Here is a 23025-nt window from a genome sequence, read left to right as displayed (position 1 = left end):
GGGTGTTTTCATGGCCTACGGCCACTCGAGTGCCTCTGGAGCTTCCTCGAAAAGTGCACGGAGCTCGTCAACTGTCTGGCGCTGTCTCTGCATCTCTCGCCAGACGGTGATGTGGGTAGAACGCTCAATCGAGCGGCGTAGCCGCTTGAGTGTCTCTGCGTCACAATTCGCGCGTTTCTTGGCGACGTACTTCTCGAATCGAACGAGGTAATCGTCATAGGCGTTGCGGCGTGCCTCCACGAGTTCATCGCGCTCGTTCAGTCCCAGCCAGTCGAGCGTTAGATCGGCTCGGTCATATTCAGGTGTCCCTTCTGGGTGGATCGGCTTGAATCGAAAGGTGCCGCGTAAATCCAGCCATAGGTAATCCATGGGCTCGTCACGTCGGGGATCGAGCAATACAGACGGTTCGCTCTCTGGATCACTGTCGGTTCGGACGAGCTCGAGAACCTTTCCGTTAGCGGAGAAGATGGCGAAGCGGTCACTCTTCGGACCGTTGCATTGACCACAGGCGAAGAGATAGTTCGCCCATGCGTATACCAGCTTCGGGTAGAGCGCCTTGGGGCGGAAGTGTTCGATCTGGTAGGCGCCGTTGTCTTCGCAGAACATGCAACGTTTCAGGCCCGGGCACATGTCACCCAGTTCCTTTTCTACGCGGTCGAAGACTTTTCTCCGACGCCTGGAGGGCCACAGCTCCAGGGCTGCCCTGACCCGTTCCAGATACGTGGGATGATTGTCGATCTCTTGTTGGAGATCTGCAAGCTCAGCGAGAGTCTCTGCTGGCAGTTCGCGGGACTGCATGCGGATCATGCCAGCGACTCCCGATCAGCCTTTCCCGTGGGGAAGATGGCTCGGAGCCGCTCCTGTTCCTGTTCCTCCTTCTCGGAAAGTCCCTGCTCCAGTTCCTTGCGATTGAGTTCCGTCAGCCGCTCCAGCAGTTGTTTGCCTTCCTCGGAGCGGGTGATTCGCCCGAATACACCCGTCCCATATGCATCGAGAACGTTGCCGTATTTCAACCGCTCCAGCTCGATTCCCTCCAGTATCCTGCCTTGTTCCTCTGTTCCGGGACGCGGCAGGCGGAAGACGGAGTCGGCGGCCTGGCACACGAGTGGACTGTGGGTGGTGACGATGAACTGGATCCGCGGGAAGAGCTTCTTGAGCCGCAGGCCGATTTCCCGCTGCCACGTCGGGTGGAGATGGGCGTCAGCTTCGTCGATCAATACGACACCGGGAGCGTCCACGGCCCAGGCGTTCTTGTCGAAGATCAGATCGGAGCCGTAATGGGTGGAAAGCTGTCGGATGAGCTCCAGCGTCAGGCTCAAGATGGAGCGGTATCCGTCACTCAGCTCTTCGATGGAGGTGGTGGAGCCAGTGGCATCCTCGAAGCGTACGGCCTCGGGTGTGATGTCGCGGAGCTTGACTCCGTTAGGCAGGAATCCGTCCTGATTGATGAAGGTCCTGACTCGTTCGAGGAACTCCGCTCTGAAGCTATTCACCAGCGCCATGAACTGGAGATCCTTCAACCAGCGGAGTGCCTCGGTGAGAGAGACGCGCTCGTCGAAAAGCGAGAGGTACCGGGTCACCCGTGGCAATGACGAGAACTGCCGCTCGTAATCGGCGTCACCGCCCGAAAATCGTCGGAATGGGCCAAAGCCAGCGCTGAACAACTCGCCGGAATGCGGGGAATGGGTCCAGAGTGGGCCCTGGGCTCCTATCTGGAGGCGATACTCCTGGCGCACCTGCTTGCCGTCCTTTTCGGCACCGAGTGCAATGAGTGCCACGGTTCCATTGCTCCTCTTGGGTTGGAGCCAGGTGCTGAAGTCGATGCGTAGCGCCAGGGCACTATCTGAAGACACCTCCGCGGTAGTCGAACCATTCTCGGACCGGCGCCCATCACCGAGCAGTGCTGCCGCCATGGCCCTCAACGCGGAACTCTTTCCAGCCCCGTTGTCTCCGATGAGGACGTTCCACCCTGGCGCCGATGGCATGTCCCACTGTAGGGATTGGAGCGAGCGGATGTCCTCGATTTCGATGTGCGAGATGTAGACGTCCAGTTTCCTGGCCGCGGGTTTGGTGGCTGTCGGATCGAATACAGGAGTCCGCCCGGTCAACAGCCGAATTGTCAACAGCGGGTGTGGGTAATACCACTCCGAGTCATTGGGGTAGGGCAACAGCTGCTGGTAGTCGAGCAGCTCATGCGCCAGCTCGTTGAGCGGTAGCCGGTGCTCCGGGTCCCTCATCACCATCATGAGGAGTTGGATGTGCCCGGAAGATATGCCTGTCTCGAATCTCCTGCGCCATTCATCCAGTACCTCCTTCACCAGTTCCGGCGTTGCAGCGGAGGCATCTTGATCCCATGCCAGTTCGGCGAGAGAGCGGATGAAACGGACGAAGTCCCTCGCTCGTCCACCCGAACGATAGGCCAGTTCACCGAGCAGGCTTGGGCTCACCAAGCCGAAGGCTTCGTTCCCGAGTTCCTTCACCCGCTGCGCATACAGCTCGTGGAAGAAGCTCACTCCAGGCCCGGGGCGGCTCGGGTCGTCATGGTCCAGCACGGGCTCGTTCACCAAGGTGTCGACTCTGAAGCCGCGCACTCCTACCATGGCCGCATCGTGTCGGAGTGCCAGGGGGCCACTCACTATCAAGGGACAGCCGAGGTGAGAGATGAGCTGAGACTCGACGAAGAGTTCCCTGGCACGAGGGAGATCCCGGATCCGATCCAAGCCATCGATGACGAGCAGGACCTTGCGGTACTTCTGCTGCACCTCTCCCAGCAGCAGGTTGACGGCGCCCAGCAGGTCCTGCACCTGCCGGTCTTGGTCGGGCAGCGGCTTCTCACTGCGTCCCAAGGGCAGGTTCCAGGAGCGTATGGCGGCCGCGGCGGACCTGGCGCCCTTGAACGCGCCCGAGGTCTCCAGACCCAACGCCCCCGTGGTGGCGAGGGTGGCGCCCAGATCCAGGGCCTCCTTCGCGAAGCTGCCGAGATCGAGTTGGGGATTCGGAGTCCTGGTGGCCTCGGCCAGCCGCTGCCAGTCCTCGCCGAGTTGCTTCACCATGCCGGGGTCGAGCTCGATTCCCAACCGCTCCTTGAGGCGGAACACCAGCGCCAGGCCCGCCAGGAAGCACACCTCCCAGGCCTGAATCCGATACAGCGCGTTCGGGTCCTTCACCACATGGGTGAAGTGCCGCTCGAGGTCGAGGAAGACGACCAGCTCGCGCTGTTCCCGCTCCTCGGCGATGCGTAGCAACTCCGTTGTCTTCCCCGTGCCCACCGTTCCCATCAGCAGGATGCGTGGTGTGCCGAAGGGGCGGTCCAACGTCTCAACTATCTTCTTCGCCGGGCTGTGCGGACGGGGTGCCCGCCATTTCATGGTGGCGGGCGACTCCGGGTCGAATCGCTCGTAGAGTTCTCGCCAGAGGTCGCGGCGTGACATGGCCCTGGCTTCTATCACCTGCCCCTGGCTCCGGCGAGCGTATGGCACGGAGTGCCCGCTCGACACCATTCACCACCGGCACTCCGACACGCTGCGGGCGCGTCGGGTAGGCTCGGCTTCATGCCACCGCTTCAGCGCCGAGGCTGGAACGAGCCCTCGGGACTCTGGACGTAGGTATACACGATGGGCCAGCGGAGGACGGCGGCGTCGGGGCTCCGGTCCACCTTGGCTGGATCGATGTCGAGCCCCAGGGTCGGTGGCAGGGCCGCGTGCGTCGTCACGCCGAAGCGGTCCCTGTTGTCATTCAGGGCCACGCCACAGAAGGGGACAGGCGGGCCCTCGGGCGTGGGGTACACCCGATCGAAGGAGATGTAGACCCGATCCGGGAAGACCTTCGCCTCGCCGGTCACCTTCAAGGACTCTTTATCGTTCAGGGGCATCAGTCCCACCACGGGCCCTGTCCTGATGTTGATGGCATTGGCGCACTCCTGCAACGAATCCTCCGAGCCCGCACAGGTGATGGTCTCCAGCTCGACCTCCATGACGGGATGGAGACCCAGGCGCCTGGCCGTAGCGCGAGCTTCGGGAGGACACTGCTCGAGGATGAGGCCCATGTCGGGGCGTACTGGCGTGGTCGCGCAGGCCGCGAGGTGCGCCGAGGCGGCGCAGGTGCACAGCAGCGCGCACAGGCCGCTGAGAGGCCGGGATGGCATGGGCTGGACGGAGGTGTCATCTGCACGACTGGAGGGAGACATGGGGTGGAGTCCTTTCTCGGGAGTAACCGCGCTGGAGCACACCATCTCCACCGCGGATACGCACCCGGCGCGAACGGCCTTTCCCCCTATTCCAAGCAGCACCCATGCGAGAGAGAGCGCCAGAATCGCCAGCCCGCCATACGTCCACCATCCCGGGGACTTTCTCGCGTCCGTCGTCTGTCCGGCCGGTGAAGGTGCCTGCGCCTTTGTCTCCTCGCGAAGGGGCGCGGGACTCTCATCGGGTCGAGGTGTGGGTTCCGTGGGTTCCTCTGACTGCTGAGCCGGTTCTCCTCCCGCGCCCAGGGCCGCCTCGGGCCGCGCCACCTCGAAGGTATACGGAATCCTCCATGCTTCCGTGTTCCCCTCCGCCTCCAACATCCTCATCAGCTCCTCGTGGACAGCCCGGGCGCTCGGCGGACGCTGTTCCGGCTTCTTCGCCAGCAGCCGCAGCGTCAGCTCGTTCAGGTCCGGAGGCACCCGGGGGTCGAGCCGGAGGGGCGGGGCGGGGGGGAGCAGCTCGATGGCGAGTGCGAGTTCCGCCCGGGGCAGCCGGGGATTGAAGGGGTGGCAGTCCGTGAGGGCCTCGTAGAGCAGGGCTCCGAAGGCGTAGAGATCCATGGCTGGAGTGGCGGGGAGGCGTGCTCCGGTCTCCCACGCGCCACCAAGCAGGAAGGCCGCGCACTCGGGAGGCAGGTTGTGGAACGTGCTGGGGGGCAACACCTCTGTCAGCGTGTATGCACCCGGCAGGTACGCTGAGCCGAAGTCGATGAGGAAGGGCCTCTCGTCGCCGTCCCTGATGAGGATGTTGTCGGCCTTGAGGTCCCGGTGCACCAGGCCTCGCTCGTGTAACTCCGCCAGGACCCGGGCCACCTCGGCCAGCTCGCCCACGAAGCGGTACAGCGAGGCCTGCGTCTTCCAACGCCAGGTGTTGAAGGGACAGCCGGGGACATGATCGGTGACGACGAAGAAGAAGCCCGATTCCAGGTCCGGCCAGCGTCCCAGCTCACGCACTTCGGGCAGGTGGGGGTGGCGGAAATGTCCCAGCGCGACGGCCTCCCGGAAGGCCCGCTCATCCGTGCGCGTCTCGTCCTCCCTGTTCGCTGGCCGCGTAGCCACCTTCATGGAGTATTCACGGCCCTCATGCTCCACGAGCAGGACGGTGGAGAAGCCTCCAGCTCCCAGACGGCGCACCACCCGGTAGTGCCTCACGGCATCTCCTGGCTGGAGCAGGTCCGGATGCAATGGACTCGTCATGGTGACACCTTCAGTTCCTTGAGCCGCAGCGTCCGGTGACCGTCTTCCTCCAGGGTCAATGAGAGGCAGCCGGTCCCCTCCGGTAGGGGGACGGTGAAGGTGTGGAATTGATATTGCCCGGACTCACCCGAGGTCACACGCGTGGGCAGGCTCTCGTCCCCGGGCCTTTTTCCTGAATCCCGGCGGCACCCCGCCTCCAGCCGGGCCCGGATGAGCCTCCAGGGCGTGGGGACGCGCCAGGCTCGGATGAGTACCGTCACGAAGAGACGCCCGTCCATCTGGAGGATGGAGCCCGCCGAGGCCCGGATGCCCTTGGCGTACGTGGTGACCTGCTCGCTGTCCGGAAGAGCGAGGGCCAGCCTGGGACGGACCGTTCCTGGCTCGTGGCTCACGAGTAGTCCTCTGGCGATCGCGCCCGACTCATCCGTGTTCGCCGCATCCGTCCGCAGGGGCTGCATCCGCGCCCTGGATACCCACGCTTCGGCGTCCACCGTGTCCTCGCGGTTGACGAGTGCCAGTGTCAGGGTGAGCGGCTCTCCGGTCTTCGTGCGTCCCGTCACTGGCAGCAGGAGGCGCTCCCCCTGAGCCAGGTCCTTCACGGGAGAGATGACCAGGGAGCCTTCTCCCAGCGGGGCTACCTCGACGCGCCCCTGGAGCTCGGCCCCTGGGCGCGCATGTGGTTCCAGGAAATCCACGAAGCGCACCCGCGTCACCGTGCCCGCGGCCACGTACAGCAGGGCAGGTGCCTCCGGCCCTCCCTCGATGAGGAGGGTACCCCGCCGCAACTCCCGCGTGGATGCATGCGCCCTCGTCGCTGTCGTGAAGACGATGAGGGCCCAGAACAGGATGAGCCAGGAACGAGGATGCACGAAGCCTCCAAAAGGAGGCGGCACGCTAGAGGACCCAGCCAGCCCCGGGCAAGGATTGCTCGACGGTTGCGGTCATGTCGCAGCGGGTGACCCGGGAAATAGGTTTGGCCTTGGAGGGATGCGGCACGAACTCCTGACGCAGCATCCCTCCCGAGGCCTTCTCCGTGCCCCCTCTGGGCACCGTGAATGTCCACCCCTCGTTGCTGCCTCGCCATCGCGGTCCCAACCCCCTCGGCTGGACGCTGCGCGGTCATGAGCCGGAAGTGGGTCTGACCTTCCACCGCATGGAGGCGGACTTCGACACCGGGCCCGTGCTCGCCCAGGGCCGCAGGCCCCTCTACGATGAGGACACCGTGGAGGCCATCCTCCAGAAGGTCATGGCACTGGCCGGTGGGCTGCTTCCCGATGTCCTCGGCCGTGTCGCGTGGGGCGAGCCCGGAGAGTCCCAGTCCTCCGACCAGGGCAGCTACGCGGGTCTCTTCGAGGACGCATACCGGGAGATCGACTGGACCCAGCCCGCGCGTGCGGTACACCTCCAGGTCCGAGCCTGTCGCACGGCCCCGTGCGCTCCCGTCACCTTGTGCAGTAGGCTGCACATGGGCTCGGGCGCACTGCGTCAGGCAGGTGGCACCCCACGCTTCAAGTTCCTCATTTCCCTGGGCTTCCCGCCCGGCATGGTCGTTGTAGAGGGGTCCACCCACCATGTACTGCTCGTCCTGCCGCCAGGAACGCCTCGGCGGTCTGCGCTGCGCCGCGTGCGGCAACTCCATGTCTCCGCGCCCTCGCCAGGCCCTGGAGCAGGAGCTCGCCCACGTCCAGTTCCTCCTCGCGGAGTTGCAGCTCTGGGACTCCACCTATGTCCCCAAGGGCGCTCGGAGCTACCTCACCCAGCGCTATGAGCGTCAGGTGCGGATCCTCCTCTCCGTCCTCGCCGATGCTCCCGCTGCTTCCCGCGTGGAGATGGCTTCCGCGCAGCCTGTGGGTGAGCGCGCGGGGGCTCCAGCGGTGGCGGCGGCCCCGGAGGTGGTGGCGGTCCCGGAGGTGGTGGCGGCTCCGGAGGTCGTGCATGTCCTGCCCGCGCCGGAGCCGGTTCCTTCCTCCTCCGTTATCGAGGTGGCCTGGGACAAGGCTCGGGTAGACCCTCACCCCAACCCTCTCCCAGAGGGAGAGGGAGTTGACGCGGACGCAACCCGGGAGGCCCGGCACCCTCACCCCGACCCTCTCCCGGAGGGCGAGGGAGAGGAGGGGCACGGGGGCGAGGGAGTGGAGGCGCGGCTTCCTCCCGTTGTCACCGAGCCTCTCTTCGACCCTCCTCCCGTTCGCACCGTCACCGCTCGCATCGTCGAGGAGGCCTCGTCCTGGGACACCGTCTGGCGTCCCTTCCTCTACGAGAGCATCGGCTGGTTCATCGGCGCCTTCCTCATCGTCGCGGGTTCTCTCTACCTCGCCTTCGATAGCTGGGCCGGTCTCACCTCCTTCTCCCGCTCGCTCGTCGTCTTCGGCATGACCGCGGGCTACTCCGCCGCCTTCTCCATCTGCGGCTCCCTCCTCGCCCGCCGTGAGGCCCTCTCCGGCGCCGGCCGCATTCTCGGCCTCATCGGCGCCGCCGTCGCTCCCCTCGCCGGTGTCGCCCTCGGGCCTCTCGGCGGTCTCCACCTCGATGGTGTGCCGCTCGCGCTCCTCCTGCCGTTGCTCCTCGGCTGGTCCGTCGGTGCCGCCGCTCTCGTCCGCAAGCCCGCTGAGTCCTTCGATGCTCCCTCGCGGCCGCTCATCCAGCTCGCGCTGCTCTGCACCACGTTGATGATGGGGCTCGCCCCCCTCTTCGCCCGGGGCACTCTCGCGTTCTGGTTGGATGTGCTGCCCTGCGCCTTCTTCTTCGCCCTCTCGCGCAGGCCCGTCCCCGAGCCCCGGAGCAACAAGGCCCTCGCCTTCGTCCTCGCCGCGCCCTTCTACCTGCTGCTGCTCTACGCCATCCGCCTGCACCTGGCCCTCGCCGCCGCGGGTGTGGCCCCCTCCTTCGGCAGCTACGCTCCGTTCCTCGCCTTCTTGTTCGCCACCTGCCTCGGCTTCCGCCGCCTGCCTCCCCAGGAGGCCGCGGACTCGCTCTCGGTGGGCATCGCCTCGCTCCAGGTGGGCTGCCTCGCGCTCGCCGCCACGGGCTCTCCTCCCGCCTTCTTCCTCACCGCCGCCGTCTTCACCTGGACCGTCTTCGGCCTCTCCCGCGGCGAGCTGCCCCGCGTCCGCTGGGTGTACCTCGCCTATGCCGGCGCCTACTTCTCGTATGCCTCCGCCGGCCAGCTCGTCCCCGGCGCCGTGAAGGCCCTGATCGACTCGCTCAAGGCCTCGCTCGGCTACCCCGTGGCCGGCAAGCTCCCGTTCCACTACGGAGCGCTCTCGGCCGTGCCGTACGTCCTCGCGGGCGTCGTCCTCGCCGCGTGGTTGCGCTCCCGGGCCGAGCGCACCTCCTCCGCCCGTGACGCGGAGTGCTCCGAGGTCCTCCTGCGCGCCACCGCCGTCGCCAGCTCGCTCTTCGTCCTCCTCGGCCACATGGGCTCGGATCTGCGCCCGGCCTTCTGGACCGTGCTCGGACTCAGCTGCGTCTGCGTGGCCACCGGTCTGCTCCTCGAGCGCCTCTACCTGTCCATCACCGGCGCCGCGCTCACCTTCTTCCTCCCGCTCTCCGCCTACGCCCTCTTCGGCGCCGCGGGAGGCTCGCTCGTGTGCGGTGCCGTGGCGCTCGTGTTCGCCGCGCTGTCGCTCGTCTGCACCCGCCGCACGTGCCTCGCCTTCAGCACCGCGGTGGCTTGGCTCTCCGCCATCGGCTTCGTGTTCAGCCTCGGCGTGGACGCCCGTGCCTCCGCGTTGACGGGCATGGTGCTCTGTGGCTCCGCCGCGCTCCTCGTGGCGTGGAACCTCGCCAACCCCGTCCTGCTCGCCGTCGCGGCCTTCGGTGCCGCCGCCGTGGTGCCCAAGCTCGCCAGCTTCGCCGGCCCGTCGTGGGTACCCCCGGCCCTCGCCGTCTCGGCGCTGGGGCTCGCCGTCCTGGGGGGGCTCGGCGGCCGTGCGCGGCTGCTCGGCTGGCCCGGCGTCGCCTATGCCCTCATGGCGTTCCTCTGGGGTATCTCCATCCAGGTGCCCTGGTTCGGCGTCACCGTGCTCCTGGCCGCCGCCGCCGTCGCCGTGGCCTCGCGCACCCTGCCCGAGGTCCGTCCCTTCGCCGTCATCCTCGCCGGCTTCGCGTTGCTGCCCCAGGTGGGCGCCCTCTCCGTCTGGCCGTGGATGACGCCGGCCCTGTCCGTGGCCCTCTTCGTCCCCTGGTCCCTCGGGGCCTCGGTGGCCACCGCGCGCTGGGGGCGCAGTGCCAGCACCGTCACCGCGGGACTCGTCGCGCTCCTCTACCCCGTGGTGGTGGTGGCGGCGGCCCGCGGGGCGCAGCCGTACCCGCTCACACTCGGCGCCGCGCTCGTGGCCCTCCTCACCGCGCGCGCGCTGCACCCGTCCGTCAGTGTCGTCACCGCTTCCCTGTGGGCCGCCGCCTTCGTCTTCCTGTCCACCCAGGCCTGGCATTCGCTGGTGCTGGCCACGCTGCTGAGCCTCCTGGCCCTGCTCGAGTCGCACCGCGCGGCCTTCCGCCTGCTGGCCGGGGAGCGCCGCTTCTCGCTCGCGGCGACGCTCTGTGCCCTGGGCTTCCTGATCCTCGCCTGCTGGGATGCTCGCAGGGGCGCGTCCCTGGCGGTGCTCGCGGGTACGGTGCTGCTGCCCCTGGTGTGGACACGCGCCAACCGCCAGCCCTTCTTCGCGGGGCTCGCGCCGCTGCTCTCGCTCTTCCTCGTCCTCGAAACGGGCCTGTCCATGCCCTGGGCCGCCGCGCTGCCGCTGCTCGCGCTCGCGGTGGTGCGCGCCGCGGAGCACCTGCCGGCCGCCCGTCACCTCCTGCTCGGCACGTCCGAGGAGAAGCCGGTGCGCGAGCTGTCCCTCTGGATGCAGGGCGCGCTGACGCTGGTGGGCGTGGTGCTGGTGCCCCACACCCATGCCGAGCCCTGGGTGCTCGCGCCGCTCGCGGCCTCCCTCGTGCTGCTGCCCGGGCCGAGGCCCTCGGTGCGCGTGGGCCTCGGCGTGGGCCTGCTGCTCTTCTGCTTCCCGCTCCACCTGGGCCTCATCGTCCTGCTGCTGGCGCTCGGCTTCCTCACGCACCACACCCCCGGCGCGCTGTGGGCCTTCTTCCGCTCGCCGCCGGACACCTCGCTGCGGCCCGTCACCGTGCTGGGGGCGCTCGCCCTCTGCGGGTGGCGCCTGCTGCTGGACGCGGCCACGCCGGCGGCCATCGCCCTGCTGGCCGGGGTGCTGCTGGTGGGGACCTTCCTCCTCTCGCGGCGCTGGATGCTGACGGCCTCGGTGCTCGTGCTCGCCGGGGCCTCGCTGGGTAGGACGGCGGAGCACGCCTTCCTCGAGTGGCGTCCGGAGGCGGCGCTGGCCTTCGCCACGGTGGCGCTCGGCGCGGCCCTGCTGTCCGCCCTGTGTCAGGTGGGAGGTGTCCAGCGCGCGCTGACGCGGATGGCCGAGCGTCTGTCTCCGGGGCTCCCCGACACGTGGAGCGAGCCGTTGTGGATGGCCGGTGCCCTCACCACGGCGGTGCCCGTGGGGGTGCACCTGCTGGCCCAGGGGCCGGGCGCGCTGCCGCTTCCGGTGGCGCTGCTGGCCGGGCTCGCCTCGCTGGTGCTGATGGTGTCGCGCGAGCGGGAGATGGCCAACGTGGCCACCGGGCTGCTGGCGGGCGTGCTCGTCGCGGCGGTGCCTCCCCTCTGGGCGCCCGCGGTGGTGAGCGTCACGGGGCTCCTGCTGTGCATGGCGGGCACCTGGCTGGACGAGCGGGACGTGGCCGTGGGCGCCGCGCTGCACCACGCGGGTTGGGTGCTGTCGCTGCTGTCCGTCCTCGGCCTCCGGGACCTGAAGCACCCGGGCACGGCGGTGTGCCTGCTCTCCGGCATCACCACGGCCTGGGCGGTGGTGTACCGGCGCCCCGAGCGCGCGGTGGTGGGCTGGGTGGCCTCGCTGGTGGGGCTGCACGCGCTGCTCGCACACGTGGGCGCGCTGTTCTCCACCGGCCGGGGCGCGGAGTTCATCCTCCCGTTCTTCGGGGCGCTCACCGCGCTGCTGGCCACGGCGGCCTTGTTCCTCGCGAGCGACCACATCCGCCGGAGCGTGGGGCACTCCTTCGCGGTGCTGGCCCTGGTGGAGGTGCTCGGCGGCCTGGTGCTGGTGCCCGGGGCGGCCGGAGTCGTGGTGGCGGCGCTCGTCGACTGCGCGTGCCTGGCGGTGCTCTTCTTCGCGCTGGTGCGCCGCGCCGTGCGCGAGGAGGACGAGACGTCCGCCTTCCTCGCTGTGTGGACGGTGGTGCTCGGCTACCTGTCGGTGCGTCTGCACGCGCTGGCCTCGGGCCTGGGCACGGCGGACAGCCTCGTGGCGCTGGTGGGCGGGGCGCTCTTCTCCGGCCTCTACGTCTTCGCCCTGCGCGAGGGCTCGGGGCTGCCCGCCTTCCGCCGGCCGGCGCTGTGGGCCGCCTACCTCTTCCCCGTGGCCGGCCTGCTCACCGCGCCGTGGGGCCAGCCGCTGTACGTGGCGGCCCTGCTGGTGGGCTACGCCGCCCACTTCGCCGCGCTCGCCGCGCACCCGTCGCAGCGGGGCATGTCCTCGCTCGTCTCGGTGGGCGCCTTCAACGCCGCGCTCTTCCTCGTGTGGCTGGGCACCGGCGCCGGCGAGCCGCAGTACTACGTCATCCCCGCGGGCCTCTCGCTGCTGGTGCTGCTGCGCGTCTTCCACGAGGTGCTGGAGCCGGACACGCGGGCGAAGCTGCGCGCCCTGGCCATCACGCTCGTCTACGTGGCCGGAGCGTGGAAGCCGCTCATGTTCCAGGACGGCCGGGCCATGCTGCTGTGCGTCCTGCTGTGCCTGGTGGGTGTGGCGGCCGGCATGGCGTTGCGCATCCGCTCTTACGTGTACCTGGGCAGCGCCTTCCTGGTGACGTGCGTGCTCGCCAACCTGGCGCGCTTCGGCATCCGGGACCACCGCATGGGCGCCGCCTTCCTCTCGCTGCTCGGCGTGGGCGTGGTGGGCTTCATGGTGCTCTTCACCGCCAGGCGCGCCGAGTTGCTGGAGCGCTACGAGCGGGTGCGCACGATGATGGACACCTGGGAGGGGTAGGGCGCGGTCCTTACGACAGGGCCACGAGGTCGCGAATGCGGCCTCGCACCTCCGGGCGCTCGAAGTGCTTGTCCTGCGTGTGGATGCGCATGGGCAGGCCTCCCTTCGGGCGCATCGTGGCCCGCACCAACGGGTCCACGCGTGTGCCCGGCGGAAGCGAGAGCCGGAAGCGCGGCAGCAGCATGGAGAGCAGCAGCTTCATCTCCAGCAGCGCCAGGGTGGCGCCGATGCACCGGCGTGGCCCGTTGCTGAAGGGGATGTAGCCGTACACCGTGGGCTCGGTCTTCAACCAGCGATCCGGGAGGAACCGCTTCGGCTCGGGGTAGAGGTCCGGCAGCCGGTGGGTGATGTACGGGCTGTAGTACAGATGTGTCTCCGCCTCGAAGCGGTGGCCGCCCATCTCGAAGGGCGCGGTGCTGGCGCGGAAGGCCGCCGGCACGGGCGGCAGGAGGCGCAGGCTCTCCTTCAGCACCCGGTCCAGCAGGGGCAGCCGCTCGAGCTGCTCGAGGGTGGGGGGCGCGCCCTTCAGCTCTCCCTCCAGCTCCTCCACCAGCGCCGCGTGTACCTCCGGATGCTGGTCCAACAGGAAGAGCGTCCAGGTGAGGGCGTTGGTGGTCGTCTCGTGGCCGGCGACGAAGAGGATGTTCGTCTGGCCGACCAGCTCCGCGTCGGACATGGAGCCCCCCTCCTCGTCGCGCGCGTGCAGCAGCATGGAGAGCACGTCATCCCCGTCCGCCCCCTGGGCGCGCTTCCGGTCGATGAGTCCCCGGATGGCGGCCTCGCCCCGCTCGGAGATCCGCAGCAGGCGGCGGAAGGGCAGCCCGGGTTTGTCCCAGGGCATGAGGTGGACGGCCGGCGAGGCGTAGCGCTCCAGCCACTGCGCCATCAGCATTCCCATCCGCAGCGTCTCCTGGTCATCCTCCAACCCGAAGAGCACCTGGGTGACGATGAGCAGCGTCATCTGCCGCATCTCCAGGAAGACGTCGCGCACCTCGCCCGGCTTCCAGCGGCTCAGCATCTGGCCGATGCGCGCCACCATGGCGTCGCGGTAGCTCTCCACCTTCTTCTTGTGGAAGGAGGGCATCATCATGCGGCGGTGCTGCCGGTGCACCTCGCCGTTGATGGAGACGAGCCCCGTCCACAGCCTGCGCAGCGACGAGCCCTCGGGCCCCGTGCGCCAGAGCTCCAGCGAGCGGAAGAGCGCCGGGTTGCTCAGCACCTGCATGTTGTAGTCGGGGTGGAAGAGGAAGAGGTGCTGGGTGCTGCCCCGCGACAGCGCCACCAGCGGGCCGTAGCTGCTCAGCTTCTCCAGCCAGGTCAGCTGATCCGCGACGAAGCGGATGTAGTTGCCGGTGACTCCGAGCAGGGGCGTCGTGCGCGGGCCGGGCAGCTCCGCCATGTGTGTCCCGGGTGGGGTGGCGATCATCGGGCGCTCTCCTCCTGGTGGACCAACCAGAGAGAGGATGCCAGACGTCACCGGTGATGGCCGGAGATCCTGCCGGACGCTGTTTCCGCACCGGGCGTCCAGCCCGAAGGCATGTCGGCGGACGGCGGTATCGGGGCCAGTCCGGACGCCCCCTCCACGGGCACCCGTTGCGCGGCGCGGGCCAGGCGGTCCGCGCAGGCCGCGAGCCCGAACAGCACGTAGAAGTGCACGGCCACCAGGAAGCCCGCGAAGAGGCAGGACACCAGGTGGCCCACCACCGCCGCCGCGAGCGCCCGCACCAGCCAGCCGCGCTCCCGGTCCCGTGCGAACGTCCAGAGCGGCCCGAGCGCCGCCCCGATGAAGGCCAGGAAGAGCGCCAGCCCCACGAAGCCCAGGTCCGAGATGACCTGCAGGAAGACGTTGTGCGCGGCGTACACCCGCGTCGCGCCCGGAGGCCCGTACAGCCGCCACGCATAGGGGAAGGTGCCCGCGCCCACGCCCAGCAGCGGGTGCTCCACGCTCACCCGCGAGGCCACCGTCCAGGCCTCCACGCGGCTCATGGCCGAGGCATCCGCCTCATAGGTGCCCACCGTGCGCGTGCGGTTCCAGAAGCTCTGGGGCGAGAGCACCAGCATGGCCCCCGCCGCCGCCACCACCACCAGCGTGCGGGTGAGGTTGCGCTCCAGCAGCACCCACGTGGCCGCGGCGGCCACCAGCCCGAGGAAGCCTCCGCGCGAGTAGCTCAGCACCATGGCGGTGATGGCCAGCACCGCCGCGAGGCCGCACGTCAGCCGCACCAGCCAGGCGCTCTGCTTGCGCACGAGGAAGGCCACCGCCAGGGGCACGATGATGCCCACGCTCATGGCCATGCGGTTGGGGTCCGCGTACACGCCCACCCAGCGCGCGCGGTAGCCCTCCACCATGTCCACCCCCGCCTGGTGCCAGGCGATGACGCCCCGCGAGGTGAAGAGCGAGCCCACGATGAGCGCGAGGCAGGCCCATAGCAGCCGCCGCTCCGTCGTCACCAGGTTCACCAGCGTCAGGTAGAGGAGCACCCACTTGAGGAGCTCCAGCGCGGCGAACTGCGTGGCGTCCGGGTACAGGGACCAGCCCAGCGAGGCGAACACCAGGCCACAGAAGGTGAGCAGCAGCACCCCGCGCTGTCCGTCCACCCACAGCTTCTCGCGGCGGCCCACGCGCCCCAGCAGCATCAGGCCGGTGGCCAGCGCCGACAGCAGCAGGGCCGGGCGGAACCGGGCGAGTCCCGGTATCCACTCACCGGGGCTGATGTAGATGGCGGCCAGGAACGCGAGCAGGAAGCCGAAGGCCCAGCGATCCTGGCTCTGCACCGCCTTGCTTCCCATTCCCATCCCCGGACCTTCTCCCTCGCCAACTCGCTGACACCGCGCGCCCACGTTGTGCACTCCGCGCGGTGGACACCATCACCTCCGGCTCTTCCCGTCCGAAAGGCGATTCCTCCTCCGGCACCTTTCATTCACGACGCAAGGCATGCCGGTTGACGGCCTCTCGTCACTCCCCTGGGACTCGTATGGGGTGCTCATCCAACCCACGGCGCGCAACGTCTCGGCGCGCAACGTCTCGTGGTGCGGGACCGGACATCGGTGCGGTGGAGTCCGGCTGTCAGTGCACGTCTTTTGTCAGGAGGCCTTGCGAAGCGCCCGCTCTGACCTCATCACAAGGGAATGGGGAGTGGGTTGTTCGGGACGAAGGGGCTTCGCATCGCTCTGCTGATGAGCCTGGCTCCACGCAAGCAGGGCTCGTTGGAGGATTGGATACTCGCGTTCTGCCGGGAGGCCGCGCGGCGCGGTCACCAGGTGGATGCCTGGCTGCGCGAGCCCATGCTCCCGTCCATCGTCACGGAGCTGAAGGCCACGGGCGCGCGGGTGGAGGACCTGGCGGAGTTCGAGCGCTCGGGGCCGGTCGCCATGGCCCGGCGGCTGGCCGGCCATGACGTCATCCACCTCAACTTCCTGGCCCCGCGCAGCCGCATCGCGATGGCGGCCTACGCGACGTGGCCCACCCAGGTGCTGTACACGGCCCACTCGGACCACATCGACGAGGACGAGGACCTGGTGCGCCGGAGCCTGCGTTGGGTGGTGAACCAGGCCACCATGGTCCGCGTGCACAGCCTCGCGGGTGTCTCCGAGCACGTGCGCGTCAAGGAGGGCCGGCGCTTCGGGCTCCATCCCCACCGCTCGCGCACCATCTTCAATGGCGTGGACACCCGGCGCTTCCATCCGCACCCGCGCGCGCAGTCCGGGGGGCCGGTGGAGTTCATCACCGTGGCCAACCTCGTGGAGAACAAGGGCGTGCACCACCTGCTGGGGGCGCTCGGGCGGCTGCGCTCGCCCCGGGTGCGCCTGCGCGTCGTCGGAGATGGTCCGGCACAGCAGTCCCTGCGCGCGCTCGCGGTGCAGCTCGGCCTGGAGCACCAGACGGAGTTCCTGGGCCTGCGCAACGACGTGCACGAGTTGCTCGGCACCTCGGACATCTGCATCCAGCCCGCGCTGGCGGAGGCCTTCGGGCTCACCGTCGCGGAAGCCATGGCGTGTGGCTGCGCCGTGGTGGCCTCGCGCGTGGGCGGCATCCCCGAGCTCATCCAGCACGGCCGGACCGGGCTGCTGGTGGAGCCCGGAGACGAGGCCGGTTTCGCCGCCGCGCTCGGGCGCCTGCTGGACGACCCGGTATTGAGGCGGCAGCTCGGCGAGGCGGCGCGCCACCGGGCCTGCGAGTCCTTCGAGCTCTCCCACACCGTGCGGCGCCACGTGGACTGGTGCGAGGAAGCCACCGGGTATGTCTCTCGGACTCCCGAGCCCTCACGCCTCCTGGTGCAGCCGCCGGGCGAGCAGGCGCCGGGAGAGCAGGCAGGCGTCGGGTAGGAATAGGGAAGGGCCCACCCCTGTCGAGAACACCCCAAACACAGGAGGGTGTTCACGGTGAGAACCTTCAACAAGCGGACCGCATTTTCTTCCTCCCTGTTGGCCTGTCTGGTGACTGCCTGTGGATCCCCTGGCCAGAGGGGTGGAGCCCAGGAGAGCGGGCCTCAAACGCCGCCGGTGGTGGTGACTCCCGCTCCCGAGATTCCGGGCACCGCCACGGAGGTGCCGGGCACTCCCGCCTCGGACGAGGACACGGGGCCTCCCGCTCCGGCCCAGCAGCCGGGTGGCTCCACCACTGCGGAGTCGCCGGTCACCACGCCCACGTACAAGAAGGTGTGGGTGGTGAGCACGTCGGGCAGTGACACGGCGAGCGGCTCGGAGACGGCGCCGCTGCGGACCATCAGCCGTGCCATCACCCTGGCCGGCCCGGGCGAGCTCATCCGCGTGCGCTCCGGCACCTATACCGAGCGCGTGCTCATCTCCGGCTCCGTGCGCGGTGGCACCGTCGACGCGCCCATCACGCTCCAGGGCGAGGGCAATCCGCGCATCATCCTGGGCTCGGTGAACGGGGCCCTCCTGGTGGTGGAGAAGCCGTACTGGCTCATCAGTGGCTTCAACATCGACATCCAGAACCGCAAGGCCCTGGGTGTGGCCTTCACCGGCAACGTGCTGGGGACGAAGCTCTCCCACTCGGAGATCCACCACGGCCAGTACGGCGCCGGCGTGAGCTTCCACTACAGCGCCACCGGGGCCACGCTCGAGAACAATCACATCCACCACATCTTCCTCAGCGGGCAGGACGCGCACGGGGTCATCATCCAGCCCACGGCGCGCAACATCACCCTGCGCGGCAATGTCATCCACGACAACTCGGGAGACTCCATCCAGTGCTACAGCGAGGATGGCTCCAGCTCCGACGCCCCGGCCGATGGTGTCCTCATCGAGGGCAACGACCTGTACGGCAACATCGAGCAGTCGTTGGACATCAAGACCTGCTACAACGTCACCGTCCGCCGCAACAAGATGCACCTCGCCCGGCGCCACCCGGCCCTGGGCGGCAATGGCGCCATGGTGGTGCACATGTCGGCGAAGAACGTCCTCATCGAGGACAATGACTTCTACGACGCGGGCCTGGCCATCGGCGTGGGCGGCAACCGCGTGGGCCCGTACCCCTCGGGCATCGTCATCCGCCGCAATCGCATCCGGGACATGATCACCCTGGACGGCATGACGGGTGGAGGCCTGCAACTGGCGGTCTCCACGGGGACGAAGGTGTACAACAACACCTTCACCCGCCTGCAGGGCCCGGCGCTCATCGTGGGCACCGGTGACGGCGGGCCCACCGAGAACCTGGTGGTGAAGAACAACATCATCGACGCCTCCTACGCCCTGAAGCTGGGCACCCAGGCGCCGGGGCTGAAGATGGGCAGCAACCTCTACCGGCCCGGGGCCACCTTCAACGGCTCGACCCTGTCGCAGTGGAAGGCCAAGGGCTTCGACGCCAACTCCCTCGAGTCCAGTTCGCTGCTCGACAGCACCACCCTGGTGCCTGCGGCGGCCGCCATCGACCGCGGCGAGAACGTGGGCCTCTCGTTCTGCGGGGCCGCTCCGGACATCGGCGCCATCGAGTCCGGGTGCACCGCGACTGCTTCTTCCCCATAGGGGTCACTTCTTTCCCTGTGTGAGGCGCCCGCTTCCCCATCCTGGGGGGGCGGGTGTCTGTCTTTCACGCGCCACCTTCACCTCCCGCGACGGCAGGGGTCTTCCCGGTGCACGGAACTTCCCTTGCATGGGTTCACCGTGGGCCGGAGTGGACCGTTGGATGCCGTGGTGGGAGCGGGTCATGCGCGCAGGGCGTGGATGGGGCTTGTGGGTGGGCACCCTGGTGTTGGCGGGGGTGCTCTGGGGCGGATGCCATGACACCTCCCTGGATTCGATCGAGGACCCCCAGTCCGGCCACAACGGCGGTGGTGACAACGGCGGCGGGTGCACTTCCGACTGCGAGCCTTCTGGCCCCGTGCTCATCCAGCGAGAGCCGGCGCCCAATCCCATTCCCGAGGAGAACCGGCTGCCGGGAGATCCCCGCTGGCGTGGCGGCGCGGCGGCTCCCGAGGGGCAGCTCGAGGCCTATACCTCCACCGAGTCCGCCGAGGCGGGCGAGCACGTGGGGGTGAAGGTATCCACCCGCACGGAGACCACCGTCACCGCCGAGCTGTTCCGGATGGGCTATTACGGATGGGCTATTACGGTGGAACGGGGGCCCGCAAGGTGTGGAGCGGCGGCCCCTGGCGCACGAGCGAGCAGGCCACGTGCGAGCGCCACGTGACGACGGCGCGCATCGAGTGCGACTGGACCGATACCTTCTCCATCACCATCGATTCCGCGTGGCGCTCGGGGCTGTACGTGGTGAAGCTCACCCGGGCCGATGGGACGATGCGCTTCGTCCCCTTCGTCATCCGGGACCGGCGCGCGGCGGACATCCTCTACACGCCCAACTTCACCACCTATCAGGCCTACAACACCTGGGGTGGCACGAGCCTCTACTTCGACGCCGCGTGGACGACGCCGTTCGGCCGCGCGCGTGAGGTGTCCTTCAACCGTCCGTACAAGGACTCCAACGGGGCCGGGAAGACGTTCTTCCTCGACATCAACTTCATCCAGCTGATGGAGAAGCATGGCTACGACGTCACCTACGGCACGCAGCTGGACTTCGTGCGCTTCTCCGACTTCGTGGAGGGCATTGGCGCCTTCGTCAGCGCGGCGCAGGACGAGTACTGGCCGGAGCAGGAGCGCGACCAGCTGGACGCGCTGCTCCAGCGCCCCGATGGGAAGACGAGCCTAGTCTACTTCGGCGGCAAATGTCGCTCGCCGTGGACTCCGCCGGCAATCTCTATGTCGCCGACCAGGTGGGCAATCGCATCCGCATGCTGCGCGCGGACCGGTCCGAGGTCGTGACGATCGCCGGCAGTGGCGCGGGCGGCCGGGTGGACGAGAACGGCACCAAGGCCAGTTTCAACAACCCCACCGCGCTCGTGATGGGCCAGGACGGGGCGTTGTATGTGTTCGAGGCCGGCAACCAGCTCGTGCGCCGCGTCTCGCTCTCGGCGCCGTACAAGGTGGAGACCGTCGCGGGCCGGCGGGACGGGTATGTGTTTGGCTTCGCGGATGGAGACGGACCCGCGGCCCGGTTCCGCGGCCAGATGGGCATGTCGGTGGCCGTGGATGGCAGGTTGATCATCGCCGACACGGGCAACTTCCGCATCCGCAAGGTGCTGCCCGGCGCCGATGCCACGTCCTCGCGGGTCGTCACCGTGGCGGGCTCGGGGAAGCTCGGGACGAACCTCGGCTCCGGAGACGTGGCGGACATCGTCGCGCCCACGGGGCTCGCCACCGATGTGAACGGGAACATCTACGTGAGCGACTCGTTCAACCACGCCATCCGCGTCATCATCCCGTAGCGGGTGGGACGCGGTGCCGCTCGGCGCTGCCCTGACTTCCAAGGTTCATTGAGGAGCACAAGGCCATATCCTCCAGGGCCGTTTCCCCTGGGGGAAAGGGCCGCATCATGGCGAAGAAGTACCGAAATCCTGGGACGGGAGATGGCGGCGGTACGCAGCTCGACGGCAGGCGGAGCGCGCTGGGCCGGCCGTGGCGGCCGTCGTGCGTGGTGGTGCTGTTGCTCCTCGGGCTGCAGGCGGCGTGCGCGACGGGCTACCCCATGGGGGGGATGGTGGCTGGCGGCGCTCGCCATCGGTGGCGGGTACAGCGTGAGAGTCCCAGGCCACAGGAGATGGCGGGACAGGCCCAGGCGGTGTCCGCAACGATGACCGGGGAGGCTGTCGCGGGCCTGGAGGGCACTGACGCGCAAGCCGAGGAGCGCGAGGCCGGTGTGCCGGTGGAGGCGGGCACGGGCCCTGTCGCTGGGGCGGCGGAGTGGGCCCGCCAACGTGCGCGGCGCATGAGCGAGGGGGACGACGAGGCGGTCCTGGAGGGGAAGGGCGTTGGATGGCTGGATGGAGTGGGCGACGGACGGCCCTTCGAGGTGCCCATGACGCTCGACTACTTCCAGGGCTTCCTCGCGCAGGCCGGTGTCCCCAGTACGGCGTTGCCGAAGGACGGGCGGACGCTGTCGCCTCAGCAGGCGATGGAGTTGGTGCCGCATCTGCTCTCCACGCCTTTGACACTGGGCAACTTCGGGCTGCGCCGTATGGCGGCACACCTGCTCTTGGAGGTGGCCGCGGGTGGCGAGGTGGTGACGAGAGACGAGCTTCACGCGCGCATGCGCCGCTTCTCGCGGCTGCTGGTGCTACGGCCGGACGGATACCTGGTGAGGGCCACGACGGGAATCGCGGTCCAGAAGGCCGGTCAGGTCGTGCTCGCCGAGGATGGCGCGCTCCGGGCCGGCCGCTTCGAGGTGGGCCCTTTCTACGCCATCGAGGGCGAGCGCCTCTTCCTGGTGGACCCGAGGCTCGAGGTTCCAAAAGGAGCGCGCCCCGCGGGCCTCTACACGCCCGACGACAACCCGGCGCTTGCGGTGGGCGAGGGGGCGGTGCTCGCTGTGATGGACATGGTGGAAGGCCTCTACCGGCTGGTCTTCTACACGGGCGAGACGCTGGAGGGTCTGGCGCAGCTGCCGGGCGCGGTGAGGCAGCTCTACGAGAACTCGCCGCAGTTGTGGGAGGAGTTTCGTCACAAGCCCTACGCCGAGAAGGTGCGCACCGTGTCGCGGCTTGCCACGGGCGCGGTGCTGACGGTAGGCACGGCCGGTGCGGGCACGGCGAAGGTTGCGGCCTGGGGTGGCAAGCTGCAGAGCCTCACGGTGCCGCTGCTGTCGCTCACGGGCGATGGGCTCCTGGCGGTGCGATTGGTGGCGGTGCCCGTGGGGAGTGTTGCCACCGCGGCCGCGCCGACGCTGAGCGCCACCTACGTGCTGCACATGGCCAACACTGGCGCCCAGGGCGCGGGAGGCGGAGGTGGGTGGCCTCCAGTTGGGGGGCCTGGGCAGTGGGTGGAGGACACCTCGAGCATGTCGGAGCAGGCACGGGCCTATCAGGCCCAGGTGACTGGCGCCCCCAAAGGCTGGTGCTACAAGGTGTGCCGCAATGGGAAGTGTGTCGAGTACGACGGCTTCGAGCCGACGGAGGGCGTGCTACTCGAAGGCAAGGCGCGCGGGTACGCTCAGTGGTTCGACCAGGACCTCAAGCCCAAGCTCGACTTTTACGAGGGCTTGGGGGACCTGCTCAATCAAGCGCGACGTCAGCTCCAGATGGCAGGCGGGCTGCCAATCCGCTGGCACGTCGCCGAGCCTCGGATGGCGGCCGTGCTTCGGAAGTATTTTGATGAGCGGGGCCTTCAGTCCATAGAGGTGGTTTACACACCACCGGTGAAGTGAGGCCACCGAGCATGAGCGAACGCTACGAAATCAAAGCGTATTGGGGGCACCGTCCAGAGCCGGCCGATGAGTGCGCACGGCGGGCGGAGACGTTCTTCCGCCTCCTTGGGGAGTGCCATCCGGAATTCGCGCGGTGGTACGAGAAAAGCAACTCCGCTCGAAAGGCGCTGCAACTCGGCTTTGAGCCCACCCGCGAAACCTTCATCAGTTTCTTCGGCCGCGAGAAGTACCAGATTCTGGATGACGGATTTGCGTTCGGCGCCTGGACAGGGCACGTGGAGCAGGGCCGGGGCGGCTCGGTCATGCTCGGTTGTGGGTCGAAGGCGGAGTTCGCGCCGAACTACCTCTGGCTCTCCCTTCCGAGGGAGGCCCTGGGGCACGAGCGCCTGGTCACGGAGCCTGTTGTCGCCGGCGCCATGCGTGCCATTGCGGTGGCCTGGGAGCCAGAATGGGCGGTCGCTACGGCGGACGGACTGTGGAAGGAGCTCTCCGGTGGCAGCCAGCTGGGATGCTTCGTGGGCTGGATGACGTACTTCTCGCGGGATCGGGGCGAGGTGCCTGTCCTCCCCGCGCCCGTACGCGTTGAGCCCGTGGGTGACAAGGGAACGCTGGTGACACTCACCCCGGAGCGGCTCACCCCCAGCAATCCGGAGCACGTGGCGCTCGCCTGGCGAACGCAGAGAGCGCTGGAGGAGCGGGGGCTGTTCCGTTTGATGGTCCAGCCGGCTTCCAGGCGGAAGGCGTGAACGGTCGCGCGGCTCGGAAGAAAGAAAACCCTGGCCATGCCCCCTCAAGCT

At 68.6% G+C, this 23025-nt stretch carries 15 protein-coding genes; 9 read left to right on the top strand and 6 right to left on the bottom strand.

The window, feature by feature from the left end; all coding sequences use genetic code 11:
- Window positions 1–15: 15 nt before the first annotated feature.
- From VFZ09_RS43845 to VFZ09_RS43830, 4 genes are all read right to left on the bottom strand, one after another.
- Window positions 16–807 (bottom strand): hypothetical protein, encoded by a 792-nt coding sequence (locus VFZ09_RS43845; RefSeq protein WP_329733791.1) that lies wholly within the window; start codon window positions 805–807, stop codon window positions 16–18.
- Window positions 804–3431 (bottom strand): AAA family ATPase, encoded by a 2628-nt coding sequence (locus VFZ09_RS43840; RefSeq protein WP_329733790.1) that lies wholly within the window; start codon window positions 3429–3431, stop codon window positions 804–806. Before VFZ09_RS43840 ends, VFZ09_RS43845 begins: the two co-directional genes overlap by 4 nt.
- Before the next feature lie 131 nt (window positions 3432–3562).
- A complete protein-coding gene (locus VFZ09_RS43835) occupies window positions 3563–5440 on the bottom strand; it encodes a serine/threonine protein kinase (protein WP_329733789.1) in 1878 nt (625 codons plus the stop codon).
- Window positions 5437–6309, bottom strand: a complete 873-nt coding sequence (locus VFZ09_RS43830) for a DUF2381 family protein (RefSeq protein ID WP_329733788.1) — start codon at window positions 6307–6309, stop codon at window positions 5437–5439. The genes VFZ09_RS43835 and VFZ09_RS43830 overlap by 4 nt, the downstream gene beginning before the upstream one ends.
- A gap of 143 nt (window positions 6310–6452) precedes the next feature.
- Here VFZ09_RS43830 and VFZ09_RS51830 point away from each other — a divergent pair, with 143 nt between their 5' ends.
- Both VFZ09_RS51830 and VFZ09_RS43820 read left to right on the top strand, forming a co-directional pair.
- The gene (locus tag VFZ09_RS51830; RefSeq protein ID WP_414640802.1) at window positions 6453–7208 is read left to right on the top strand and encodes a methionyl-tRNA formyltransferase; all 756 of its coding nucleotides are present in this window, start codon (window positions 6453–6455) and stop codon (window positions 7206–7208) included.
- A 61-nt stretch (window positions 7209–7269) separates the two neighbouring features.
- Window positions 7270–12510 (top strand): hypothetical protein, encoded by a 5241-nt coding sequence (locus tag VFZ09_RS43820; RefSeq protein ID WP_414640801.1) that lies wholly within the window; start codon window positions 7270–7272, stop codon window positions 12508–12510.
- Window positions 12511–12520: 10 nt separating this feature from the next.
- Here the strand turns inward: VFZ09_RS43820 and VFZ09_RS43815 are convergent, their stop codons facing one another.
- Together VFZ09_RS43815 and VFZ09_RS43810 are read right to left on the bottom strand one after the other, a co-directional pair.
- On the bottom strand, window positions 12521–13936 hold the full coding sequence (locus tag VFZ09_RS43815; RefSeq protein ID WP_329733786.1) for a cytochrome P450: 1416 nt from the start codon (window positions 13934–13936) through the stop codon (window positions 12521–12523).
- 47 nt (window positions 13937–13983) lie between these two features.
- Complete coding sequence (locus VFZ09_RS43810; protein ID WP_329733785.1) at window positions 13984–15306, bottom strand: O-antigen ligase family protein; 1323 nt, start codon at window positions 15304–15306, stop codon at window positions 13984–13986.
- Between the two features lie 345 nt (window positions 15307–15651).
- On the opposite strand from VFZ09_RS43810, the gene VFZ09_RS43805 reads away from it, so the two are divergent.
- From VFZ09_RS43805 to VFZ09_RS43775, 7 genes are all read left to right on the top strand, one after another.
- Window positions 15652–16836: a glycosyltransferase family 4 protein gene (locus tag VFZ09_RS43805; RefSeq protein ID WP_329733784.1), complete on the top strand. Its 1185-nt coding sequence runs from the start codon at window positions 15652–15654 to the stop codon at window positions 16834–16836.
- Window positions 16837–17019: 183 nt separating this feature from the next.
- Entirely contained in the window at window positions 17020–18498 is a 1479-nt protein-coding gene (locus tag VFZ09_RS43800; RefSeq protein ID WP_329733783.1) for a right-handed parallel beta-helix repeat-containing protein, read from the top strand.
- Between the two features lie 181 nt (window positions 18499–18679).
- The gene (locus tag VFZ09_RS43795) at window positions 18680–19162 is read left to right on the top strand and encodes a hypothetical protein (protein WP_329733782.1); all 483 of its coding nucleotides are present in this window, start codon (window positions 18680–18682) and stop codon (window positions 19160–19162) included.
- Window positions 19072–19791: a N,N-dimethylformamidase beta subunit family domain-containing protein gene (locus VFZ09_RS43790; protein WP_329733781.1), complete on the top strand. Its 720-nt coding sequence runs from the start codon at window positions 19072–19074 to the stop codon at window positions 19789–19791. The genes VFZ09_RS43795 and VFZ09_RS43790 overlap by 91 nt, the downstream gene beginning before the upstream one ends.
- Complete coding sequence (locus tag VFZ09_RS43785; RefSeq protein WP_329733780.1) at window positions 19761–20294, top strand: hypothetical protein; 534 nt, start codon at window positions 19761–19763, stop codon at window positions 20292–20294. Before VFZ09_RS43790 ends, VFZ09_RS43785 begins: the two co-directional genes overlap by 31 nt.
- A 107-nt stretch (window positions 20295–20401) precedes the next feature.
- Window positions 20402–22228 carry a Tox-REase-5 domain-containing protein gene (locus VFZ09_RS43780; protein ID WP_329733779.1) on the top strand — a complete coding sequence of 609 codons (1827 nt, stop codon included), beginning with the start codon at window positions 20402–20404 and terminating at the stop codon, window positions 22226–22228.
- Window positions 22229–22239: 11 nt separating this feature from the next.
- Window positions 22240–22974, top strand: coding sequence for an immunity 52 family protein (locus VFZ09_RS43775; RefSeq protein WP_329733778.1), 735 nt, complete (start codon window positions 22240–22242; stop codon window positions 22972–22974).
- The last annotated feature ends 51 nt before the right edge of the window (window positions 22975–23025 follow it).

Origin of the sequence: Archangium sp. (assembly GCF_036277355.1) — a bacterium.
Taxonomy (GTDB): Bacteria; Myxococcota; Myxococcia; order Myxococcales; family Myxococcaceae; genus Archangium.
This window is presented reverse-complemented; position numbering and strand designations above follow the sequence as displayed.

What these genes read in the sequence shown, in the direction of transcription:
- VFZ09_RS43775 (WP_329733778.1), top strand. Translation starts at nt 22,240, where the DNA reads ATGAGCGAACGCTACGAAATCAAAGCGTATTGGGGGCACCGTCCAGAG.
- VFZ09_RS43785 (WP_329733780.1), top strand. Translation starts at nt 19,761, where the DNA reads ATGCTGCGCGCGGACCGGTCCGAGGTCGTGACGATCGCCGGCAGTGGC.
- VFZ09_RS43845 (WP_329733791.1), bottom strand. Translation starts at nt 807, where the DNA reads ATGATCCGCATGCAGTCCCGCGAACTGCCAGCAGAGACTCTCGCTGAG.
- VFZ09_RS43815 (WP_329733786.1), bottom strand. Translation starts at nt 13,936, where the DNA reads ATGATCGCCACCCCACCCGGGACACACATGGCGGAGCTGCCCGGCCCG.
- VFZ09_RS43835 (WP_329733789.1), bottom strand. Translation starts at nt 5,440, where the DNA reads ATGACGAGTCCATTGCATCCGGACCTGCTCCAGCCAGGAGATGCCGTG.
- VFZ09_RS43810 (WP_329733785.1), bottom strand. Translation starts at nt 15,306, where the DNA reads ATGGGAATGGGAAGCAAGGCGGTGCAGAGCCAGGATCGCTGGGCCTTC.
- VFZ09_RS43795 (WP_329733782.1), top strand. Translation starts at nt 18,680, where the DNA reads ATGCGCGCAGGGCGTGGATGGGGCTTGTGGGTGGGCACCCTGGTGTTG.
- VFZ09_RS43790 (WP_329733781.1), top strand. Translation starts at nt 19,072, where the DNA reads ATGGGCTATTACGGTGGAACGGGGGCCCGCAAGGTGTGGAGCGGCGGC.
- VFZ09_RS43780 (WP_329733779.1), top strand. Translation starts at nt 20,402, where the DNA reads ATGGCGAAGAAGTACCGAAATCCTGGGACGGGAGATGGCGGCGGTACG.
- VFZ09_RS43820 (WP_414640801.1), top strand. Translation starts at nt 7,270, where the DNA reads ATGGCTTCCGCGCAGCCTGTGGGTGAGCGCGCGGGGGCTCCAGCGGTG.
- VFZ09_RS43840 (WP_329733790.1), bottom strand. Translation starts at nt 3,431, where the DNA reads ATGTCACGCCGCGACCTCTGGCGAGAACTCTACGAGCGATTCGACCCG.